Below are 21640 nucleotides of genomic sequence, written 5' to 3'. Positions count from 1 at the left end.
GGCTCTAACTCTGGTAAAACTTTCATTTGACTTGAGATAAACTAAGTTATTGGTGCGGGATTAAATAAGCTTAGATCGTTGTTCAGCTTCCATGCCTCTGCCCATGTTTGTTTTCGACCACTGGCCACGTCTAAGATAAAATGAAAGAGCTCCCAACCAACCTGTTCAATAGTTGCCTCACCAGTCGCAATACTTCCAGCATTAATGTCTATTAAATCACTCCATTGCTCCTTTAGATCAGTTCGTGTTGATACTTTGATAACTGGAGCCATCGCTAATCCGTAAGGAGTACCTCTACCAGTAGTAAAAACCTGAAGGTGCATACCAGATGCAAGCTGGAGTGTTCCACAAACAAAATCACTTGCAGGTGTTGAGGCAAAAAGCAAGCCTTTTTGAATAGCTCTTTCTCCAGGGGACAGAACACCGGAGATCAGGCTACTACCAGACTTGACGATAGAGCCAAGAGATTTTTCTACCACATTGACCAATCCCCCCTTTTTATTGCCTGGTGAAGGATTAGCACTACGGTCAGACTCTCCTTTCTTCAAATAATTATCATACCATTCCATTTCGCTGATCAAGGCTTGACCCACTTGATTATTAACAGCACGAGGCGTTAATAGATGAACAGCATCACGTACTTCTGTCACCTCGGAAAATAGCACAGTTGCTCCTGCTCTAACAAATAGGTCTGCCGCATAACCTACTGCTGGATTAGCGGTAACACCTGTGAAGGCATCGCTACCACCGCATTGTAGCCCTATGACTAAATCAGAAGCAGAACAGGTGACACGTACTCTTTTATTTAATCTCTTTAAACGCTCCTCAGCCATGTCCATGATTTTCTGAACCATTTCACCAAAGCCCTGTTGCTCCTGCAACGAAAGGATATGATTCTCTTGTCCATCTGGAACCAATCTCTCAGGACGTAGCTTCTCACAACCTAGACCTACGACAAGAACCTCTCCCCCCAGATTAGGGTGTAAAGCAAGGCTTTGCAGGGTACGAATGGGGATTTGAGCATCTGGAGCTTGAATGGCTACTCCACAGCCATACGCATGATTAATAGCTACTACATCATCGACGTTTGGGTATTTCGGTAAGATCCTTTCCTTAATTTGTTCTACAGCGAAATTCAATACACCTACCACACATTGGACACTTGTTGAAATGCCAAGGATATTTTTAATCCCTGCACTTCCATCTGGATTTCGATATCCCTCGAAAGTGTATCCTTCAAGTGGAGGAAGGGGATCAACATGTTTGGTTGCGATTGGTAGTGTGTCGAGCTCAGGGGGAGTTGGTAGTATGACGTAGGATTCCTTCACCCAGCTTCCTTTCAAGATTGAAACTGACGCATGGCCAATTACTTCCCCGTATCGTATAATCTGCTCATTCTGTTCAATATCTGTTAAAGCCAGCTTATGTCCTTGAGGAACATCGTCAACTAGCTTTAAACCACAAGGAAACTCTGCTCCTGCTTTAAGCCCTCCAGAATTCACGATAATGGCCACATTATCTTCAGCGTTAACTTTAATATAACGAGGCACTTCATTTTGGTGCGTTTCTAAAGACATACAGCTCGCTCCTTTGATGAAAACTTTACTTTACAAACACGGTCTTGATAGCTGTAAAAAACTCCTTTGCTGCCTCTCCTTGCTCCCGTGAATGTGAGCTTGAGTTTTTCATACCTCCGAACGGTGCCTGTAGCTCAACCCCGGCACTTTCGGCATTAATACGGACAAGTCCAGCATCCATTTCTTCAATAAAGGAGAGGATGTTTTGAATATCTCTAGTGAATATAGAAGCACTTAGCCCAAACTGAACATCATTAGCCAGATCTAAAGCCTGCTCTAAATGCTCTACTTGTAGCAAGGCAATCACTGGTCCAAAAATCTCTTCCTGTGCAATACTCATATCTGATGTAACATGCTCAAAGATCGTTGGTTCAACAAAAAAACCTTTATCATAGGGAGCATTGGTCAAACGTTTACCACCTGAAAGCAGTGTTGCCCCTTCCTCTTTACCTTTCTCAATGTATGACAGAATGGTGTTCAACTGGTTTTCACTTGCACATGGTCCCATCCATATTCCTTCTTGTAGACCATCCCCGACCGTAATTTCTTTTACCTTAGCTAAAAGCTTGTTTTTAAATTCATCGTAAATAGCACCTTGCACAATAACACGACTTGTCGCTGTACACTTTTGACCAGTTGAGCGAAATGCACCGCTTATCGTCGATTCAACAGCAAGATCTAAATCTGCGTCCGTAGCCACAATAACAGGATTTTTTCCGCCCATTTCAAGCTGGTATTTTGCCCCTCGCTCTAGGGCCTGCTGACCGATTCTTTTTCCTACCTCATTCGACCCAGTAAATGTAATTGCATTTACATCCTGATGCTCGGCTAGTCCTTGACCTACCACAGATCCGGCACCAGTAATCATATTCAATACACCTGCAGGTATTCCTGCCTCTTCAAAGCATTGTATCACCTTGACACATGTTACCGACGTCTCAAAGGCAGGCTTAATGACTACTGTATTTCCATAAATAAGCGCAGGTGCAATTTTCCAAATAGGAATCGCTACCGGAAAATTCCAAGGTGAAATAACCCCAACCACACCTAATGGAACACGCGTGGTAAACATTAACGCCTTAGGGTCAGTTGATGGAATTACATCCCCTACTTTACGCATTCCCTCACCCACATAATAGCGAAGAATAGCTACTCCTCTTGCGGTCTCCCCTTTGGCCTCAGGTAGCGTTTTCCCCATCTCACGAGTCATACACTCCGCGATTTCATCGATTCTACTTTCTAAAATATCAGCTGTTTTATATAAATAATGACCTCTCTCTTGTCCAGATAACTTTTTCCATGACTTTTTTGCCGCTTTGGCTGCGGAAACAGCATGATCTACATCAGCACTTGTTGACATTTGAATATGTCCAACAATATCCTCGGGGTTGAATGGGTTTGAGCTGGCTTTCGTTGTTCCCTTTGCTGACGCTACCCAAGCTCCGCTGATAAAGTTTAAATAGGTGTTCTCCTTTTTTTCTAGTGTCACCATTAGTCCTCCTCTATGATTTGTTGAGTAAATCATACTTTTTTTCAGAGTTAGAATTTTTATGAATGAGTACTCTCTTCTTGATGTAATGGATACTTTTCAAGGGCAAGATTAATAATTTTTTCAAGGTCCTCATAATGCTCTTTGGACACCGGAACAACTGGAGGACGAACGGTATTGGCCACATTAAATCCTCTGATCCGCATTCCTGCTTTAATTAAGGAAATGGCATAGCCTTTTTGTGACTTACGTATACGATTAATAGGCAGAAAAACATCTACATAGATTCTTCTTACGAGCTCATGATCTCCAGATAAAATGGCTTGGTAATACTGACGAGACAGGTGTGGTAAGTAATTTGAGATAGCTGAGGAGTAGGAAGAAAACCCTATTCCGGCATACGCTGGCATAGTGATTTCGGCAAAAGGCATCCCATTTAACCATTCCAGACGATCTCCTAGGGATTGAATCATCTCTAAATTTAGCTCCATATCTCCGTATCCATCTTTAACCCCAACAATTTGAGGATATTCCTGAACTAAACGCTCTAGAGCTGGTAGCTGTAGGATAGCGTTGTCTCTTTGATATAAGATGGCATTAAGACTACTGGATTCCACTATTGTTTTATAATAGTTGTATAGTCCTTCTTGTTCTCCTTCTATTAGGTAAGGTGGTAGGATAAGATACCCGTCTGCACCTAGCTCTTCAGATAGTTTTACTTTTTCAACAGCATGGGTAATGTTTCCTCCCACTCCTGTATAAACAGGAACTCTTCCTCCAGTGACAGAGACGGCAATTTCAACCATTCTTTGGTATTCATAATTGTTTATAGCGTGGAATTCTCCTGATCCGCAGGCGATGAAAATCGCAGTAAGACCTTCACGAATTAAAAAATCAATATTTTCTCCTAACGCGTTCTCATCAATGTTCCCTCGCTCATCATAGGGTGCTGTTGGAAAGCCTAAAATGCCCTTCGGCGCTTCTCTCACAATCGTCATGTTTCCCATCCCTTCACCGCTTTTATAATTATTAATTGTATGCGTTTTCATTTGATTTTTAAAAATTAGAACAATTTTATTGTAAGACAATTAAATAAACGAGTCAATATCTATTTAACTTATTCCAAATTTTAAAGCATGTTATGGTTCTATTATCAATAAGACAAGGAATGTGCTAATTTATAAAAAAAAGCCGAATAAAGGAACCTGCCCTTTTATCCGACCTGCTATTCTTTAATAGGATTATCATCTATAAAGATTTACTGATTACTTTCCCATGCCTTCATTGCTTTTCGTCTCACAAAATCAAGATGCTTGTACATGCTAGTGTATGCTTTGATGGGGTCACGTTGCTCAAGTGCATGATAAATCTCAAGATGATAATTTAAGGTTTCCTCCAAGCTTCTATCATCTAAAGGAATTTGTTCTAATACTTTGGAATGAAAGCTCTGTAGAGGCTCAATAATCCCTTCAAAAAGGGGGCTTTTTGCACTTAGAGCAATAATTTTGTGGAACTCTTTGTCCACTTCCGTTGAATCCTCAGTAGGTAGGTCCCTCATAATTTCAATCGTATGCCAAAGCTTGACTAAATCCTCATCCGTTATTTTCTCTGCAGCTAAAGTGACTAAACCCAATTCTAAAGCTACTCGCGTTTCTATCATAGAAGGAATATCTCCCACGGCTAAAGCCAGCATCATGGAAAATGGCTTGCTCCCTATCTTGTCTGAAATAAACGTACCACTCCGAGTCTTTCTAGTTACAATTCCTAAAACCTCTAACGATGTCAATGCTTCGCGAATAACAGGTCTGCTCACATTACACATTTCCATCAATTCTAGCTCAGAAGGGATACGGTCCCCTGGCTTTAATTGACCTGTCGTAAGTAAATCAATAATTTCATCTGTCACTTGCTGAGATAATGTTTTTCGATTTACTGATTTTATGCCTACTTCAAGCTCTTTCCCACTGCTCATGGAATCACCACCCTAGTCTATATCCGCCTATTCATTTGTAAGACAATTAAATAATTTTAAATTAAATTGTAATATGTGTCAAGAGTTGCAAGGTATAGCTTGATAAAATCCATTCACAAAAAAGCGAGCTTAACGCGGCCGCGCAAACTCGCTCTTTACTTATTCTACATACGTTTGGAATCAATTCACTGATCTCTGATTGGGTACCTCTTCTTCCACAGCATATCTGGAAACATTTAATAGAATTCCTATTGAAGATAAGGTCAGGATTAAAGAGGTTCCTCCGTAGCTTAAGAACGGAAGTGTAATCCCCGTTACCGGAAGACGACCACTTACAACGGCAATATTAATGAGTACCTGTACACCGATCATGGCCACAATACCGATACCTAACAGAGTCCCAAAGGAGTCTGGACATCTAACAGCTGCTCTTATCCCACGCAACAATAATAGGACATAGCAAAGTAAGATAAAACTAATGCCTAGAAGCCCTAATTCCTCTGCAATAATAGCAAAAATAAAGTCTGTATGAGCTTCAGGTAAATACATGTATTTTTGAATACTGTTGCCAAATCCTTTACCTAAAAATCCACCATTTCCAATAGCGATTAAGGATTGTGTCAGTTGAAAACCCGATCCTAGAGGATCACTCCATGGATCTAAGAACGAGGTAAAGCGTTCAAGCCGATAGCTCTGTGTAAAGATAAAAATACTGCCAATAATTCCGCTCAATATACCCAGGCCTAGAATATGCTTAAATTGTGCACCCGAGCAAAAAATCATCACTAAGGTAAAAAAGATAACAGACATTCCCGTTCCTAAATCTCGTTGCATAAGAATTAAAGTAAAAAAGATCGCAACAACTACTAGAGGGGGTACAACCCCTCTTTTAAAGTCACTAATGTACTCTTGCTTTTTTGAATAAATGGAGGCTAGATAAATTACCAAGCCTATTTTAACAAGCTCCGATGGCTGCAAATTTATTGGTCCAATATATAGCCACCGTTGTGCACCTTTAGCTTCCACTCCTAATCCAGGGATAAAAACCAAGGTCATAAGAACTAAGAGACCAAGTAGGATAAGCGGAATAAATTTTCTATATATTCGATAGGGTATATTCATCACAACAAACATAACAACAAGCCCGAGCATACCGTTTCGAACCTGCTGCTTAATAAAATAAGTGCTGTCTCCCCAACCCGTGTAAGCATGTATCTGACTTGAGCTATACACCATGACAAGCCCTATTCCAGTAAGAATAAAGGTTAGAATTAAGATGATAAAATCTGGCTGTCCTTTTCTAAGCTGCTGCTCTTCCATTGCAGTACCTTCCTTCTAAAAAGCATATTTAAAGAATATATTCTTGTTTTGTTCGTTTTTTCCTGCCCCAATATAAAAGTAATTTATGTATATAAAATGACAGGCTATTGAAGAATATCGTAACTTTATCCGTAATCGTGGGGGTAGGCATGCTATAATTAAAACATTGGCTATACTTAATACACAAGGGAGGTTTTTATGTACCCTAAAGCCTATATTGAATACCTTATTCACTTTCACGTTCATCGCGATTATTTTGAATGTCATGAAGTTCTTGAAGAATACTGGAAGGAAGAAGGCATGAAGGATATCACATGGGTTGGATTGATCCAAATTGCCGTTGCTCTTTATCATCAGCGACGTTCTAACTTCCAAGGTGCCATAAAAATGCTTTCTAGTGCGATACGCATCCTAGAAGATCAAAGCCATAGGCTTACTCAGCTAGGTATAGACCATATTCAGCTGACTAGCCTGTTACAGAAACGGCATCTTGAAATAGTTGAACAAACACCATATACTAGCTTCGACCTACCGTTACAGGAGGATGTAGTCCTTCAATGTGTGAAGCACTGTCAATTAAATGAAGTGGAATGGTGCTCTAATCAGAACATTACCGACCAATTTACGATTAACAAGCATACTTTAAGAGATCGATCAGATGTTATAGAAGAGCGTGAAGAGAGTATACGTTTAAAAAAGTCTAGATGATAATGAACACCTCCAATTGTCGAAGCCTCATTATGACTTAGCAATTGGAGGTGATTTACATAGTAGGCTTATTTTAATTCCTACTTAACTTAAAACCGGGCTTAACTCTCAGAAGCTTATTCAAGATTATTGTTGCTAATAGAGCAAAAACAATTCCACCTATATAGTACTCTAGTAAGCCTCCTCCAGCTGTGAAATATCCTGAACCAAACAAACCTCCGAATAGAAAGAAACACACAAACACTCCTACTCTTAAGATCTTCACAAGAGGTTGGTATAATAGAATTTTCCCATTATGCTCAGCTTTGGAATACCTACTGATCCAGCGAGTGACAAGGAAGGTAATAAGTATATACCCTATTGAGGCAGATGCACAAACTAGAATTAAATTCCCTTCAATTTGTTGCCCTATTCTAGATAAGACTGACATAATGCTTAACTGTACAGGCAAACTCACCATCGTAAAGGAATCAATAAATCTACTGTCAAAAATATGAGCGTTTATTCCATGAATTCTTAGAAACTCAAATAGTAACATGGTAAAACCAACGGGCAGAATAGAGGTAATTCCAGTTAAAATAAACTGAGATACAGCATTGCCAGTAAGATAGCCTAGCATTAAAGCAAAAGAATAAAAAGCAAGTAAAAGCAAAACGATTAAAAACATATAAGTAAAGATTATACTCAAAGGGATTAAATCTTTTAAGAAGTCTCCGCCACTATAAATCAGCAACGATATTAAAACACTTATCGTAACCCCTATACCAATCACCGTACATCCATACATCCACTTAGCCTGAAAAATATCCTCTCTTTTAAATGGTAGAGACAAACTGAATGCATAGTGATAGTTGCTTCTCTCACTGCCCATTAGCTTAACAGCTAACACGAGTAAAACAAACAATTGAAATACAGCTGCTGCTGTAAAAAAATCAAAGCTTACTGCATCTATAAGTATTCCTCTATCAGCAAAGTCAGCTAAACGTGTCTCCTCGGAATAAAATTGGAAGGGAACTAACAGCGAAACAATCAAGAATCCCCACGCATAAGGCTTTGTTTCTTTATAATTTTTGTACCACAATGCTTTAGACCACATCTAGCTCACCCCCTAGTGTATGAACAAATAAATCTTCAAGAGTAAGTGGTAGCTCTTCTAATAAAATAGGATTCATGCTCTCTAAAATCTCCATGGCGTTAGCAGTATCTTGCGCAAGAAGTAGTGTTAACACACGTCCGGACTGCTGTAATAGCTTAACTCCTTTGAGGTTCGTAATTTGCAACAAGTGAACCTCCTTAAAGGCAATTTGTATTTTTTTCATCCTCTGGTTTAATTCCTCAAGTGACACCTGCTCTGCTATCCTGCCCTCTTTCATAAATAAAACATGATCGGCAATCGTCTCCACCTCATTCAAGTGATGAGTAGATAAAAGCAAAGCGATATCGTTTTCAGCCACTTCTTCAATCACATGCTGTAGCATCTGTTTTTTAATAATGGGATCTAATCCATTTGTAGGCTCATCCAAAATAATGACCTTAGCTTGAGTAGAAAAAGATACGGCGATAAAAAACATAGCCCTTGTTCCTTTTGAAAAGCTTCTAAACATGCCCTGCTGAGGTAGATTGAACTTATTAAGCAATTCGAAAAGCTTCTTTTGATTAAAATTGGGATAAATCATATCATAAAAGCTTATGATTTCTTTAACACTGTAATTTTTAAACAGGGCATTAGAATCAGGAATAAAAACAATATCCTGTTTAAGACCAGGGTTAGCCTGAATGCTCTGATCGTTATACAGCACTTTTCCTGTATCTGCATCCAAAATCCCGACTATCGTCTGTAATAACGTTGTTTTCCCCACTCCATTTCGTCCGAGCAATGCTGTAATAGATCCTTTCTTAATCGTGAAGGATACATGGTCTAATACCTGTTGATTCTCTATTTTTTTGCTCAAATTCTCAACGCTTAGCATTAGGCTCACCTCCAAATTCATCGAGTAATTCCTTCGTCCATTGAAGGATCATATCACTTTCTATTCCTATATATGACGCTTCAATAATCGTTCTCTTCAACTCGTCTCTTAATTTTTCAGCCTGCTGTTCGCTGAATTGTACCTCCACAGATCGTTCAGCTACAAACGTTCCCTTCCCTCTTATCGTTTCAATAACCCCCTGACGTTCAAGCTCTTGATAAGCCTTACTTACTGTGTTAGGGTTAATCACTAGCTGAGAGGAAAGCTCACGAACAGAAGGGATTTTATCCTGAGGGCTAAAAATCTCCTTCATCACCATTTCTTTCATTTGATGAACAATCTGCTCCCAAATAGGCACATGACTTCTAGGATTTAGATTAAAGTTCAAACGATTCACCTCCAACAAGGTTCTTATGTTTTGAACGAAGCATTTCATTTTTCTTCACTCAAGTGTTCTATTAAGTGTAGTACACTTAATACATTAATAAAACTTTTTGGTAAAGTCAAGTATGTTGTAGAACATTTAGTTATGTTACTAATACGTGTTACCATTAAACTTCTACAATTAGGCACCATACAAAAAGCTGACTTCGAATAAACAAAAGTCAGCTTAAGATAAATCATATGTCTTCCTCAACTTTTTACATCCTACACCTTTGCTCAACAATGACAATATTCAATAGTTACTTTTTCTTTCTTTAACCTTTATTAGTCTTCCATTGTTGATAGATCACCCGTTGGTAGATCTAATTCCCAGGCTTTTAATACCCGTCGCATGATTTTGCCACTTCTCGTCTTTGGTAGCTTATCCTTGAACTCTATCTCTCTCGGAGCAGCATGCGCCGCTAGATTAGTTTTAACAAACTGTCTGATCTCTTCAATCAATTCCTCCGAAGCTGTATATCCTCTTCGCAAAGCTACAAAAGCTTTAATAATTTCTCCGCGCACAGGATCAGGCTTACCAATCACACCTGCTTCTGCTACGGCGGGGTGCTCTACTAGCTTGCTTTCTACTTCAAAAGGACCTACTCTCTCTCCAGCTGTCATGATCACATCATCTACCCGGCCCTGAAACCAAAAATAACCGTCCTCATCTACATAAGCGGAGTCTCCTGAAACATACCAGCCTTCCCATTTAAAATACTCCTTGTATTTTTCATCGTTTCTCCATATCTTTCGCATCATTGATGGCCAGCCCGTCTTAATCGCTAGATTCCCCATTTGGTTTGGAGGTAGCTCCTGTCCCTGATCGTCAAGAATAGTTGCTTCAACACCAGGGAAAACCTTACCCATAGAACCAGGTCTAATCTCCATGGAAGGGTAATTACAAATCAGCATTCCTCCTGTCTCCGTCATCCACCACGTATCATGAATACGCTTGTTATAAACCTGCACACCCCAGCGTATTACCTCAGGGTTTAATGGCTCTCCAACACTTAGGACATGACGTAGCGAGCTTAAATCATATTGTTTAACCACGTCATCACCAGCTCCCATTAGCATCCTAAACGCTGTAGGAGCACTGTACCAAACGGTTACTTTGTACTTATCAATAGTCTGATACCAGTCCTCGGGACTAAATCTTCCTCCACGGACCACGTTTGTGGCTCCATTCAGCCAAGGACCAAATATGCCATAAGATGTCCCCGTAACCCAGCCTGGATCAGCGGTACACCAATAGACATCATCCTCCTGCAGATCCAACACCCATTTTCCTGTTTGATAATGCTGGAGCATCGCATAATGCACATGCAAAACACCCTTAGGCTTACCTGTAGAGCCAGAGGTATAATGAAGTATCAGACCGTCTTCCTTGTCTACCCAAACCACCTCTAAGCTCGTTGAGTATTCCTTTACTGTTTTATTGAAATCGTAAAACTGTACATTTGGAAACGCCTGAGCAAGCTCTTGAGAGTCTACCTCCTGATTATTTACTAAAATTACATGCTTTAACGCTGGCAAATCTTGAAGAGGGACTCTTCTAAGCAGCTCTGGTGTTGTCATAATCACACTGGCCTCTGAATTTTCTAAACGATCTCGGACAGCACCTTCCATAAAAGCTTCAAACAGAGGACCAACAATCGCCCCTACCTTAATTGCTCCTAGTAATCCAAAATACAACTCTGGAGAACGAGGCATAAAGATAAATACTCTTTCTCCTTTTTCAATCCCTATATGCTTAAACATATTAGCGGCTTGATTTGTTTTTTCCTTCATATCCTGAAAGCTGTAGCTTTCATCTCTAGTAGCATCACTGTAATAAAGAGCTATTTTATGCTTTCTTGCTCCCTCAGCGTGTCGATCAATGGCCTCATAGGCTACATTAATCTTTCCCGTATCATACCAAGAAAAACTTTTCTCCACATCTCCCCAATTAAAGGATGTATTAGTCTCTTGATAATTAGCTAAATTGTAGCTTCCCGCTACTGTTGTTAGGCTCTCTACTTTCACGACGTGACACTCCTCTCCGCACACAATATAAAATTTTTTACATCTCTTTTCCTTACATCACTATAAAAAGTTAGTGACATCAGTAAATTTTAAAGCGCTTACACAACAATCGCTATCCTTAAGCCATTTCAAAACAATGCTTAAACGATAGTATACCAAATACTATGAGTATTCTCAATTTTTTTATGACAAATATCACACACTTAGCAATAAAAGTTCCTTTAAATGAACGAAAAGCACGATCTCATCACTCGTCTTTTGCCAAAAATATGATAAAATTTATAGCATGAAGATGTAAGGAGGAAAACTGATGAAAATTTTGAGCAGCTCTGGATTTGAATGCGAAAAAAAACTATCCACTACTCTGGAGGATTTGTTTAACCAGTCTGATGTAGTTTATGAGCATCAGGGAAAAAATAAAGGGCTTAACGTGACCTATGTTCGCTATTTCGATCAATATCTACAGGAGCAGTCTATTTATGATGGTGAAGCGACAGGTGTGCCCTTTTACGAAATTGCTGCCTTATTAATTTTGAAGAAAAATAACGGCTTTGTAGACGCTAATCGTTTGTATTACAACACAACGGAGAAGTTTTTGGCTGCCTTTGACCCAGAGGATATTAATGAAGCCTTATCAATACATTCCTCTACTAAGAATAAGGCTCCTACTCTATAAAATGTAAGACAAACCTCAATTCTTTGCAGAGTGAAATATAAAGTGAAAATATAAAAGGTCCTTAAGAACCGTCATGATGACAGCCTAAAAGGACCTTTTACTATGTTAATCAATCAACCCATTTTCCTCTAAAAATTCTCTAGCAACACGATCTTCTCTTTGCGCATCTTCATCAACTAAGCCATTTAACTCAGACATCGTTTCAGCCGTTAAATAAGGGCCTAGCTCTGCTAAAATATCAGCTATTTCAGGATGACGATCGAGCGTTTCCTGTCTGACGACTGGCGCAGCATCATAAGGTGGGAAAAACTTCTTGTCATCTTCAAGCACCTTCAAGTTATATCTAGTAATTTGCCCGTCAGTAGTGAATCCAGAAATAACATCAACTTCTCCATTGGCTGCTGCCGTATACATTAAGCCAAATTCCATCTGATTCGATCCAGCCCATGATGAATACTCATACGTTTCATTCATTCCATCGAAGCCATCTTCTCTTTCGTAATAGGCTGGTGGTGCTCCAAATGTCAGCTCGTTAGTATACTCAGCTAAATCTGACATCGTTTCAACACCCAGCTCTTCAGCTAGCTCAGGACGAAGGGAAATGGCGTAGGTGTTTTCAAAATCAAATGGCTCTAACCAGGTGAAATTATAGTTTTCTTCATAGCCACTTTTTGTGCGATTATAAATTTCCTGCGCATCATTCGTGTCTAATTCTTCCTTCAGAACAATGGAGAAGCCTGTCCCTGTATATTCAACATATAAATCAATATCTCCATCAAGCATTCCTTGATGCAGCACATCTGTTTCTCCTAGGTCGGCACGATTGACCACATTAATATCCGTTCTCTCTTCTAGTAGAATAGAGATCATGTTAGCCAGGATAACCTGCTCGGTGAATTTCTTACCCGATACTACAACTGTGTTCTCTGGACTTGTATCAGCACCAGAATTAGACTGCCCACATGCAGCTGCTAGGAGCCCTATAAGTAAAATCATTATTATTAAACTTAATCCTTTAATTTTCATTTTTTCTCGACACCTCTTTATTAGATTTACCACTTTAGGTATTTTGACGTACTCCTCGTGGTGTAGCCCAATGCTCTATCTTTTTAATTAATACATCCAGAATGATCGCCAATAATGCGGCAGGAATTACTCCGATAAAAATTAAATAATTATTGCGTGTATCAATCCCTCGCATAATTGGATCACCCAACCCACCTGCTCCGATAAAAGTAGCTAACGTAGCAATCCCAACTGTAATAACCGTTGCTGTCCGTATTCCAGCCATAATGACCGGTAATGCCAGAGGTAGTTGGATTTTATATAAAATTTGTAGATTGGTCATCCCTAATCCCTTTCCAGCTTCAATAGCTGAAGGCTCTATTCCCTTAATGCCTGTATACGTATTTCGTAGAATCGGTAAGATTGCATAGATAGTCAAAGCCATAATAGCAGGAGGCTTTCCTATTCCAATAAACATCATAATAATGCCGACTAATGCTAAGCTTGGGATCGTTTGAGCCACGGCAGCCACACCGATAATCGGTTCAGCAAAGCGGTTCCAACGGGAAAGGACAATGCCTAACGGTACAGATATCCCAACAGCAAAAACCATCGCCACAATGACCATATATAGATGCTCCTGAGTCGCTAATACAACAATATCCCAGCGATCCACAAACATTTCATACTGCCTGACAATTGCCTCTAACATACCTTACCTCCCTTTTGCTTGCAGCTTAAGTACAGATTGAATGACGCTTGACATCGTTATCTGCCCTATTCGTTTATTCTCCCTGTAGACAGGTAGACTCGCTACATTAGCTTCAGTAAATTTTTGAGCAACCTCTTCAATGCTTTGCTCACTTCGGACAAAATCGGCAGGTAAAGCTTCTTCATTTCCACTAGCTTTATCTTGTTGCATTAAATCCGCTGCCCGTAGTTCCTTAGGCTGTGCCTGCATCATCCGTTCTTTCCCTATAAAATCTCTAACAAAGCTAGTTGCTGGATACTGAAGAATCGTAGATGGAGTATCTAATTGAATGATTTCACCATCCTTCATCAGGGCCATACGATTAGCGATTTTAAGCGCTTCATCCATATCATGAGTAACAAACACGATCGTTTTTTTGATTTCCTTTTGCAATCGAAGTAGTTCATCCTGAAGCTGTTCACGACTTATTGGATCCAGGGCACTGAAGGGCTCATCCATTAAAATGACCGGTGGATCACCAGCCAATGCACGAATTACTCCTATACGCTGTTGCTGACCTCCTGAAAGCTCACTAGGATACCTTTTCTTAAAGATTTCTGGATCTAATCCAACTAAATCCAACAGCTCATCAACCTTCTTCATATACTTTTGCTGTGGCCATTTTTTAAGCTTAGGTACAATTGAAATATTCTCTTCAATTGTCATATGTGGAAACAGCCCGATCTGTTGAATCACATAACCAATATCTCTTCTCAGTTGAACAGGATTTTTATGCAGGATGTTTTCTCCTTCAATTAATATTTCACCCTCGGTAGGATCAATCAGTCTATTAATCATTTTCATGGTTGTCGTTTTTCCGCAGCCTGATGGACCTATTAGGGTGAGAAGCTCTCCTTCCTCCACTTCAAAGTTGATATTTTTGAGCGCTTGAAATCCGTCCTCAAAAACCTTGGAAACTTGTTGAAATTGTATCATTACCATCACCTCACCAATCTATAGAAAAGAGGTCTTGCCAGGGGAAACTTAGAGGATATACAAAACAGGACAAATTGTACGTACCCCTAATAAGATTCACCTAAACTACTTTTTATAAAAAACTTATTTTTCCCCAAAGATTATTCCTTAATAGCTGTCACTTAAGCCAAATCCGTAACTAGCGTACAACTTAGATCAAAAAAAGAACAGCCAAGTTATGGCTGTTCCTCATCTTATTCCTAATGTATCCCATTTATTCAGCTATTCTTATAAAGCTTCAGTTCACTCTATACGGCTAGTACCTCTTTGATTTTTGCAATGGCCCAGTCTAAATCCTCTTTCGAAATCGTTAGAGGTGGAGCAAATCTGATAATAGTTTCATGCGTTTCTTTACAGAGTAGCCCTTTTTCTTTCAGTTTCTCAGCGTATGGACGAGCCTTTTCCTTCAGTTCCACACCAATGAATAGCCCTCGACCCCGAACGTCTACAATCGTTGGATTATTAATTTCCTTAAGTTGAGCCTTGAAATACTCACCTAGCTCTAAGGAGCGCTCCACCAAACTCTCCTCCTTTAGAACGTCCAAAGCAGCAATCGCTACGGCACAGCCTAGCGGGTTCCCGCCAAATGTAGAGCCGTGAGATCCTGGCTCAAATACTCCAAGAACATCACGATTAGCCGCTATAGCTGATATTGGAAACACACCTGCTCCTAAAGCCTTCCCCATTATATAGATATCTGGCACAACCTGTTCCCAATCGGAGGCAAACATCTTCCCTGTTCGTCCAAACCCGGTTTGAATTTCATCAGCAACAAACAAAATTTGGTGCTCCAAGCAAAGCTCCCGAATCGCTTTTAAAAATCCCTCTGGTGGGATAATAATACCCGCTTCTCCTTGAATCGGTTCTATCAAAATTGCAGCTGTGTTCGGATTTATCGCTTGCTTAAGAGCATCGATATCCCCATAAGGTAAGAGCTTAAAGCCCGGAGTGAATGGTCCAAACCCCCGCTTATACTCCTCCTCTGATGAAAACGAAGTCACCGTAACCGTTCGCCCATGAAAGTTCCCTTCAAAAACAATAATCTCAGCTTGATTTTCAGGAACTTGTTTAATATCATAAGCCCAGCGTCTTACCGTCTTGATTGCCGTTTCTACCGCTTCAGCTCCTGTGTTCATTGGTAAAATCATTTCTTTTCCTGTGACCTGCGCCAGCCTTTGATAAAATTCGCCTAAACGATCATTATGAAAGGCACGAGATGTCAATGTTACTAAATCCGCCTGATCCTTCAGGGCTTGAATCACCTTTGGATGACGGTGACCCTGATTTAAAGCAGAATATGCGCTAAGCATGTCCATATATTTATTTCCTTCAGGATCCTCTACCCAAACACCCTCTGCCTTAGAAATAACAATAGGAAGGGGATGGTAATTCCTAGCTCCATATTGTTCTGTTTGCTCAATAATAGATACAGTATTTTTCATTGATCATCTTCCTTTCTTCTTTAATTTAGATTGCTTCTATACAAATCTGTATACCCTTAATTAAATCAACCGTTGAAATACTGGGGTATTTAGGCTGATGAAAACTTAGCTCATGACTGGCTGGAACATGAATAAAACCAGCAGGAATATGTTCAAGTCCTTGAGTGCTTAAATGATGTAAGACACTGTACATCACATGATTACAAACATAAGTCCCTGCGGTGTTCGATATTTTTCCTGGGAGCCTTGCTTCATGCAATTGATTAACCATCGTACGGATAGGTAATGTGGAGAAATACGCGGCTAGACCAGTAGGAGCAATTTTCTCATCCTCCCACTTTGTTCCATCATTATCCCTAGCTCCATCCATACAGTTAATGGCTACTCGTTCAGGAGATATAGAGGTTCTACCAGCAGATAGACCCAAACATACAACGATATCGGGCTGCAGTTCCTTAATGTAGGTAACGATCCTTTGACCGGCTTCTTTAAAGGAGACCGGAAGAATTTTTCCAATTACCTGTACTTCCCCAAGTTGCTGTCCATTTAGAGCTTTAACGATCTCTTCAGTTGGATTAATCGGATGGTCTAAAAAGGGTTCAAATCCCGTTATTAAGCACTTTCTCATTTATTCCCACCACCCTTTTTATTCACGATCAATCGAGTCAAATTTAATCCGTCAGACGGATGACCTGCCTCTTTAAGAGAAACATCTTTTCGAAAGGGGAATAACTGTATCACTCCCATATAGGCATTGACCACCATAAATATGTAAAACCAGTTGCCCCAAAATGTACCATTAACAGTAATGAAAAAATAATCAACTAAAAATGCGATTATATAAACAAGTAAGCTTGTCGTCGATCCTGCAAAAATAATTATCATTCTCTTCCATCTTGGATAAGACTCTTCATTATCTAAAATATAATATCCCCCAAGAAAACAGTTCCAATTATACTGGAATTCCGTAGATCCTTGCTTCCATTTAAAAAAATGTGCGCCTGTTCCTATATGAACTCGCTCCACTTGCACGCCGAGCAACCTAGCACCTATGAAATGCCCCCATTCATGTATAATAGAAGCAACGGGAAGAGTAATAATAAATAAACTAATAATGACCATATAATCCATTCAATTTCCTCTTTCTCATTTTGATCGTTTTAATTACAAACTATGAAAAAAGGACCTCATAAGGTCCAGTAAGCTTATATCCCTATAAGCAAAGGCAGTCTAAATCTCAATGATCTTGAAGTGTATGAAATTTACTCACCTGAACGGTTTTGCTGATCTTGAATATTCTCAAACCTATCATGTAATTCAGCAAGCTTGCGCTCTAATTCAGATAATATGCCCTTCCCAGTAACCTCTGATATAAGTCCTAGTCGGATGGCAAAATCTATTTCACGTGATAGTCCAAACATTTGGGTATCTAGCACTTCTTCATATAAAGGACATTGAGGCATTGTCAAATGTTCCATTTGAACAGCAATCAATTTCAAAATTTTATCTGCATCAGCCTTTAACAACGCTAACGCTTTTTCATTAGATTCAAGCAAGGTTTCTGTTGACAATCGATATCCCTCCGTTCCTTCTGTCCTACTCTCAATAATAAGACGTATTAGTGAAAATTGCAAGGAATAGAAGGGTTCACCCTTTAAAAAATACTGAAATTCCATCTTTGAGACATTTCCTCTAATAAGGCGACTCCAGCAATACTGTTCCCACGTTCATCAAGGGCTGGACCAATTACCCCTAACCCAAGCTTAAAAGGAAGGGCTGCTAGTATGCCACCTGAAACACCACTTTTAGCTGGTATACCAACACGAATAGCAAATTCACCAGATGCGTTATACATCCCACACGTCACCATAAATGTTTTACAAATTCGAGCTATATGTAAAGGGATGATCGTTTCGCCGGTTTGCAAATCCTTTCCATTGTTTGCTAAAACAGCCCCGATACGGGCCAGATCCTTGCAGCAGCCTTCAATAGCACAATGTTTAAAATACAGTTCTAGAATGTGATCAACCTCTCCTTCAATCACGCCATGCTCTTTCATAAAAAAAGCAAGAGCTCGATTTAAATTAGCCGTTTCTTCCTCAGATCGAGCCATTTTTTTATTATAAGTTATTTTTGAATTACCACTTAGCTTTCTAATAAAAGAGAGAATCCGCTCTAGCTTCTCCTCCACATCTGCCCCTTTAATCAGAGATGTAACCGCGATAGCTCCTGCGTTAATCATAGGATTCAATGGTTTGTTTGGAGAAATCGTTTCGAGCTTCACAATGGAGTTAAACGGGTCTCCGGTAGGCTCCATTCCTATTTTCTCAAAAACCTTCTGTTCGCCCTGATCCATTAGCGCTAAAGCAAGCGTTATGACCTTAGAGATACTTTGCAGAGTAATGGGGGAATCCACATCTCCAGCTTCGATAAGCTGTCCCTGCACCGTACAAATACTAATACCCAACTGGTTTTCATTAGCTTTTCCTAGCTCAGGGATGTAATCCGCTACTTTTCCTGTGCAGCATTTGGCTTTATGCGTCGTAATCATATCTTCTAGTATGCTTTGAATTTCAGTTTCATTTAACTCTGATTCATTTTGAGTGAACAGGACATTCATTTGAAAGCTCAGCTCCCTTACAAACCTTATTTTTATTATGATGACCGACAGTTTTTCAATTATTCAGAGGGTCACCCACCTTTGGATAACTTCCTTTATGAATTGATATCCGAACACTTATCATTTAAAACACGTAAGCTACCAAAATGACATCACCAAGAAAAAAGCTTATAATGAATCCATCAAAACACACTATGCATTTCTATTTTGAAACTTTTACTAGAAAGGATGTTTTTATGAGTACTACTATTGTGCCGATTAGAGGCAACACAGCATACACCATAAATCTAGATCCAAGCGTATGGATCTTTGATAAGAGAAAAATAAACCTTGAGCTATTCCTCGCATCTGGAGAGCGTGCAGAAGTGCCTGAAAGAGAAGCATCAGGATCTTATGGCATTCCATTTGAGCCTTTTTTGAACCATGCTGAGCCTCTACCAAACAGTACAGCTGTTCAGCTTGTCCAAGCCAATGGAGAAAAAACGGTTCTAACTCTTGCCGAAGCTGCTAACGGTATTCTTGGATTTGCTGAGCAAGGCAAAGCATTAAAAAGCAGTGGACCCATTATTTTCTATCATGATCATCAAAGCAAAGAGCCCATTCCTCAGGTTGTTGCTTTTGAGGTAATAACATAGGAAACCCATCTGCCTAATGGTTCTAGCTCAATTTTTTCATAAAATCTTTTTAGAGATTTATCATTATAATAAAAACAGATCTTCTTGCCTCTAGAGTTAGCGTCTAAAATAACGTCGCGCCCTAGCTTAGAGGCAATGCCATGATGTCTATACTCTGGATGAACAAGCAATCCCCCAAGTAGCACATATCTTTTGGACTCCTTTAAACACATTAGTGTTCCTAGAAGCTTGGGGTTAGAACGAGTGTCAAAAGAAGAATTGTGTCCATAATGATTTATTTTTTCAGCAATTTTTACTTTTTTTAGCTGAATCAGCTGCTGAATTAAAACCGGGTCAACAAGATGATCGATATCACTTTTCTTATAAAGCTCAAGGATATTGAGATAATCCTTTTCTTCAGCAGGACGAAGATGAACTGAGTTCTTTGCATCTATTGGGACTGACCTTATAATACGGGATGTATGGACAGATTGCTGGACAAATAATGCATCATCCATTTTCTTTAGGCGGCGGTTACGCATTCCGAACAGGAAACCTTCTACGGTTTCCTTTTTTCCATGCATTATGATAGGAGCTTTTGAAGACCGAATAAGCGTTGATAAGCGTGACAAGTGAAAAGGCTTAGGGGAAACAAGATGTATAAGCTGCTTTGTTTTGTATAATAGCCTTACGAGACTTCCTTGCTCAACTTCCCCAAACCATTCATGCTCAGGATGCTGTAAGCCATAACGTAAAAAGGCATCATAAGGAATCAGATTCCACAACTCTTCTTCTTTTAATAAAAGTAGGGCTTGGGTATAATAACTGTCATTAAGCTTAATGATCGTACTCTGCAACCTCTTTGCCTCCTTCACAAAAAATTCAAATGTCTACTACCTTTTATATGCTTCATCTCGACAAATGGGATAAATAAGAGTAAAATAATACGCAAGGATACATACTAGCTGTAAGGAGGTTGTGCGCGATGATCTTTATCATAGTTACGTTTCTAATTGCCCTATTAAGCTTATTTGGTTTATTAAGATCGCTAAAGGAAAAGAACCTACTCGCTGCAGGATTTAGCTTTGTTTCATTCGCTATATTCGGATGGTTTAGTTTCATGGAAACATTTTTCTCAAGCTGATCCTTGGGGTACTTAACATATAAGGATAAATGAATCAATCCAATATGAAAGTGGCTATCTCTATATGAGCAGATAGCCACTTTTTCATTTTTATGTCCTTTATTCTTTTTCGTTCTTACTCCTCATAACGAGCAAACGCTTCATTTGTTTCCTGTACTTCTACCCAAAGGAGAGAAGGGCGATTCGTTTTAGCTACACACAATTCCTTAATTTGTGTATAGAAAACCTCAGCCACTTTTTCTGTGGACGGGTTAGCCCCTCCAAGCTCAAGATTAAATTCAGGAAAATCATTTAGCAAGTGATGATCATATTTTTTTTCAATAGCGTGTTTAACTTCTCTAAAATCAATAAGCATCTGCTTGTCATCAAGCTCAGTGCCCTGTACACAAAAAGTCACTTTATAATTATGTCCATGAACCCTTTCGCACTTACCTGCTCCCATAACCTGATGTGCACAAGAGATCCAAAAATGCTTTGTTAATGTATATTTACCCATTAAGTCCACTCCGTTTATTCAAAAGTATTCCTACTCACCATAGCACGAAAGAAAAAGGAAAGCAAAGCCTAACTCTTGCATAACCATTATCCCGTTCGTAAACACTATCTTTACATCCTAATGCTCAGGTAAAAGCTTTTTAGAAATTTAGATCATGTAAAGGGGGTAAAAGGATGTCCATGTGCCCCACTTGTAACGGTATGGTTTCTATTCATATTCCCTGTCCCCAGTGCAACACTCTTATGCTTGATCATGGAAGAATTTCAGACTATTATGCTCCATATAGCCCATATAGAGAAGTAGATCATATCAAAATGACTGAACCGGCTTTAGAAGCCACCTCTTCCGTTTCGTCCTGCTTGCACTATATTTCCTGCCCTCATTGCTCTGTAGAAGGGACCGTATCTATTGAAGAAGTAGAAAACTAAAA

General features: G+C 39.5%; 24 protein-coding genes. 5 read left to right on the top strand and 19 right to left on the bottom strand.

Annotated elements, in window-relative coordinates; all coding sequences use genetic code 11:
* Positions 1-41 precede the first annotated feature (41 nt).
* From garD to ftsW, 5 genes are all read right to left on the bottom strand, one after another.
* On the bottom strand, positions 42-1577 hold the full coding sequence (garD, locus tag J2S11_RS18485; RefSeq protein WP_307397096.1) for a galactarate dehydratase: 1536 nt from the start codon (positions 1575-1577) through the stop codon (positions 42-44).
* A 25-nt stretch (positions 1578-1602) separates the two neighbouring features.
* The gene (gene gucD / locus J2S11_RS18480; protein ID WP_307397094.1) at positions 1603-3066 is read right to left on the bottom strand and encodes an alpha-ketoglutaric semialdehyde dehydrogenase GucD; all 1464 of its coding nucleotides are present in this window, start codon (positions 3064-3066) and stop codon (positions 1603-1605) included.
* A 59-nt stretch (positions 3067-3125) separates the two neighbouring features.
* Entirely contained in the window at positions 3126-4064 is a 939-nt protein-coding gene (gene kdgD / locus J2S11_RS18475; protein ID WP_307397093.1) for a 5-dehydro-4-deoxyglucarate dehydratase, read from the bottom strand.
* A gap of 260 nt (positions 4065-4324) precedes the next feature.
* Positions 4325-5038: a FadR/GntR family transcriptional regulator gene (locus J2S11_RS18470; protein WP_307397091.1), complete on the bottom strand. Its 714-nt coding sequence runs from the start codon at positions 5036-5038 to the stop codon at positions 4325-4327.
* Between the two features lie 180 nt (positions 5039-5218).
* The gene (gene ftsW, locus J2S11_RS18465; protein WP_307397089.1) at positions 5219-6358 is read right to left on the bottom strand and encodes a putative lipid II flippase FtsW; all 1140 of its coding nucleotides are present in this window, start codon (positions 6356-6358) and stop codon (positions 5219-5221) included.
* 198 nt (positions 6359-6556) lie between these two features.
* Here ftsW and J2S11_RS18460 point away from each other — a divergent pair, with 198 nt between their 5' ends.
* Positions 6557-7066 (top strand): DUF309 domain-containing protein, encoded by a 510-nt coding sequence (locus tag J2S11_RS18460; protein ID WP_307397087.1) that lies wholly within the window; start codon positions 6557-6559, stop codon positions 7064-7066.
* A 73-nt stretch (positions 7067-7139) separates the two neighbouring features.
* Here J2S11_RS18460 and J2S11_RS18455 read toward each other — a convergent pair whose 3' ends face one another.
* The 4 genes from J2S11_RS18455 to acsA form a co-directional block, all read right to left on the bottom strand.
* A complete protein-coding gene (locus J2S11_RS18455; protein WP_307397085.1) occupies positions 7140-8162 on the bottom strand; it encodes an ABC-2 transporter permease in 1023 nt (340 codons plus the stop codon).
* On the bottom strand, positions 8152-9036 hold the full coding sequence (locus J2S11_RS18450) for an ABC transporter ATP-binding protein (RefSeq protein WP_307397083.1): 885 nt from the start codon (positions 9034-9036) through the stop codon (positions 8152-8154). Before J2S11_RS18450 ends, J2S11_RS18455 begins: the two co-directional genes overlap by 11 nt.
* Entirely contained in the window at positions 9023-9424 is a 402-nt protein-coding gene (locus J2S11_RS18445; protein ID WP_370875564.1) for a GntR family transcriptional regulator, read from the bottom strand. The genes J2S11_RS18450 and J2S11_RS18445 overlap by 14 nt, the downstream gene beginning before the upstream one ends.
* 320 nt (positions 9425-9744) lie before the next feature.
* Complete coding sequence (gene acsA, locus J2S11_RS18440) at positions 9745-11487, bottom strand: acetate--CoA ligase (RefSeq protein WP_307397081.1); 1743 nt, start codon at positions 11485-11487, stop codon at positions 9745-9747.
* 310 nt (positions 11488-11797) lie between these two features.
* Between acsA and J2S11_RS18435 the strand changes: the two genes are divergently transcribed.
* Complete coding sequence (locus tag J2S11_RS18435; protein WP_307397079.1) at positions 11798-12163, top strand: hypothetical protein; 366 nt, start codon at positions 11798-11800, stop codon at positions 12161-12163.
* A gap of 105 nt (positions 12164-12268) precedes the next feature.
* On the opposite strand, the gene J2S11_RS18430 is transcribed toward J2S11_RS18435, so the two are convergent.
* The 8 genes from J2S11_RS18430 to glsA all read right to left on the bottom strand — a co-directional run bounded on the left by J2S11_RS18430 (position 12269) and on the right by glsA (position 18956).
* On the bottom strand, positions 12269-13189 hold the full coding sequence (locus J2S11_RS18430) for a glycine betaine ABC transporter substrate-binding protein (RefSeq protein ID WP_307397077.1): 921 nt from the start codon (positions 13187-13189) through the stop codon (positions 12269-12271).
* Between the two features lie 34 nt (positions 13190-13223).
* On the bottom strand, positions 13224-13880 hold the full coding sequence (locus tag J2S11_RS18425; RefSeq protein ID WP_307397075.1) for an ABC transporter permease: 657 nt from the start codon (positions 13878-13880) through the stop codon (positions 13224-13226).
* Between the two features lie 3 nt (positions 13881-13883).
* On the bottom strand, positions 13884-14855 hold the full coding sequence (locus tag J2S11_RS18420; protein ID WP_307397073.1) for an ABC transporter ATP-binding protein: 972 nt from the start codon (positions 14853-14855) through the stop codon (positions 13884-13886).
* A gap of 287 nt (positions 14856-15142) precedes the next feature.
* Positions 15143-16336, bottom strand: a complete 1194-nt coding sequence (locus J2S11_RS18415; RefSeq protein WP_307397071.1) for an ornithine--oxo-acid transaminase — start codon at positions 16334-16336, stop codon at positions 15143-15145.
* A gap of 25 nt (positions 16337-16361) precedes the next feature.
* On the bottom strand, positions 16362-16964 hold the full coding sequence (gene pcp, locus J2S11_RS18410; RefSeq protein ID WP_307397070.1) for a pyroglutamyl-peptidase I: 603 nt from the start codon (positions 16962-16964) through the stop codon (positions 16362-16364).
* On the bottom strand, positions 16961-17467 hold the full coding sequence (locus J2S11_RS18405) for a site-2 protease family protein (RefSeq protein ID WP_307397068.1): 507 nt from the start codon (positions 17465-17467) through the stop codon (positions 16961-16963). The genes pcp and J2S11_RS18405 overlap by 4 nt, the downstream gene beginning before the upstream one ends.
* 131 nt (positions 17468-17598) lie before the next feature.
* Entirely contained in the window at positions 17599-17907 is a 309-nt protein-coding gene (locus tag J2S11_RS18400; RefSeq protein ID WP_307397133.1) for an Fpa/YlaN family protein, read from the bottom strand.
* 83 nt (positions 17908-17990) lie between these two features.
* Entirely contained in the window at positions 17991-18956 is a 966-nt protein-coding gene (gene glsA / locus J2S11_RS18395; RefSeq protein WP_343834809.1) for a glutaminase A, read from the bottom strand.
* Between the two features lie 236 nt (positions 18957-19192).
* Here glsA and J2S11_RS18390 point away from each other — a divergent pair, with 236 nt between their 5' ends.
* Complete coding sequence (locus tag J2S11_RS18390; protein WP_307397066.1) at positions 19193-19591, top strand: hypothetical protein; 399 nt, start codon at positions 19193-19195, stop codon at positions 19589-19591.
* Here J2S11_RS18390 and J2S11_RS18385 read toward each other — a convergent pair.
* On the bottom strand, positions 19561-20427 hold the full coding sequence (locus tag J2S11_RS18385; RefSeq protein WP_307397064.1) for a GNAT family N-acetyltransferase: 867 nt from the start codon (positions 20425-20427) through the stop codon (positions 19561-19563). The genes J2S11_RS18390 and J2S11_RS18385 overlap by 31 nt on opposite strands.
* A 128-nt stretch (positions 20428-20555) precedes the next feature.
* On the opposite strand from J2S11_RS18385, the gene J2S11_RS18380 reads away from it, so the two are divergent.
* The gene (locus J2S11_RS18380) at positions 20556-20714 is read left to right on the top strand and encodes a DUF2759 family protein (RefSeq protein WP_307397062.1); all 159 of its coding nucleotides are present in this window, start codon (positions 20556-20558) and stop codon (positions 20712-20714) included.
* Positions 20715-20829: 115 nt separating this feature from the next.
* Here J2S11_RS18380 and J2S11_RS18375 read toward each other — a convergent pair whose 3' ends face one another.
* On the bottom strand, positions 20830-21210 hold the full coding sequence (locus J2S11_RS18375; RefSeq protein WP_307397060.1) for a 6-pyruvoyl trahydropterin synthase family protein: 381 nt from the start codon (positions 21208-21210) through the stop codon (positions 20830-20832).
* 173 nt (positions 21211-21383) lie between these two features.
* Between J2S11_RS18375 and J2S11_RS18370 the strand changes: the two genes are divergently transcribed.
* A complete protein-coding gene (locus J2S11_RS18370) occupies positions 21384-21638 on the top strand; it encodes a hypothetical protein (protein ID WP_307397058.1) in 255 nt (84 codons plus the stop codon).
* Positions 21639-21640: the final 2 nt, after the last annotated feature.

The organism is Bacillus horti, from assembly GCF_030813115.1.
Classification (GTDB): Bacteria; Bacillota; Bacilli; order Caldalkalibacillales; family JCM-10596; genus Bacillus_CH; species Bacillus_CH horti.
The sequence above is the reverse complement of the archived record's forward strand: the minus strand, read 5'-3'. Positions and strand labels throughout refer to the sequence as shown.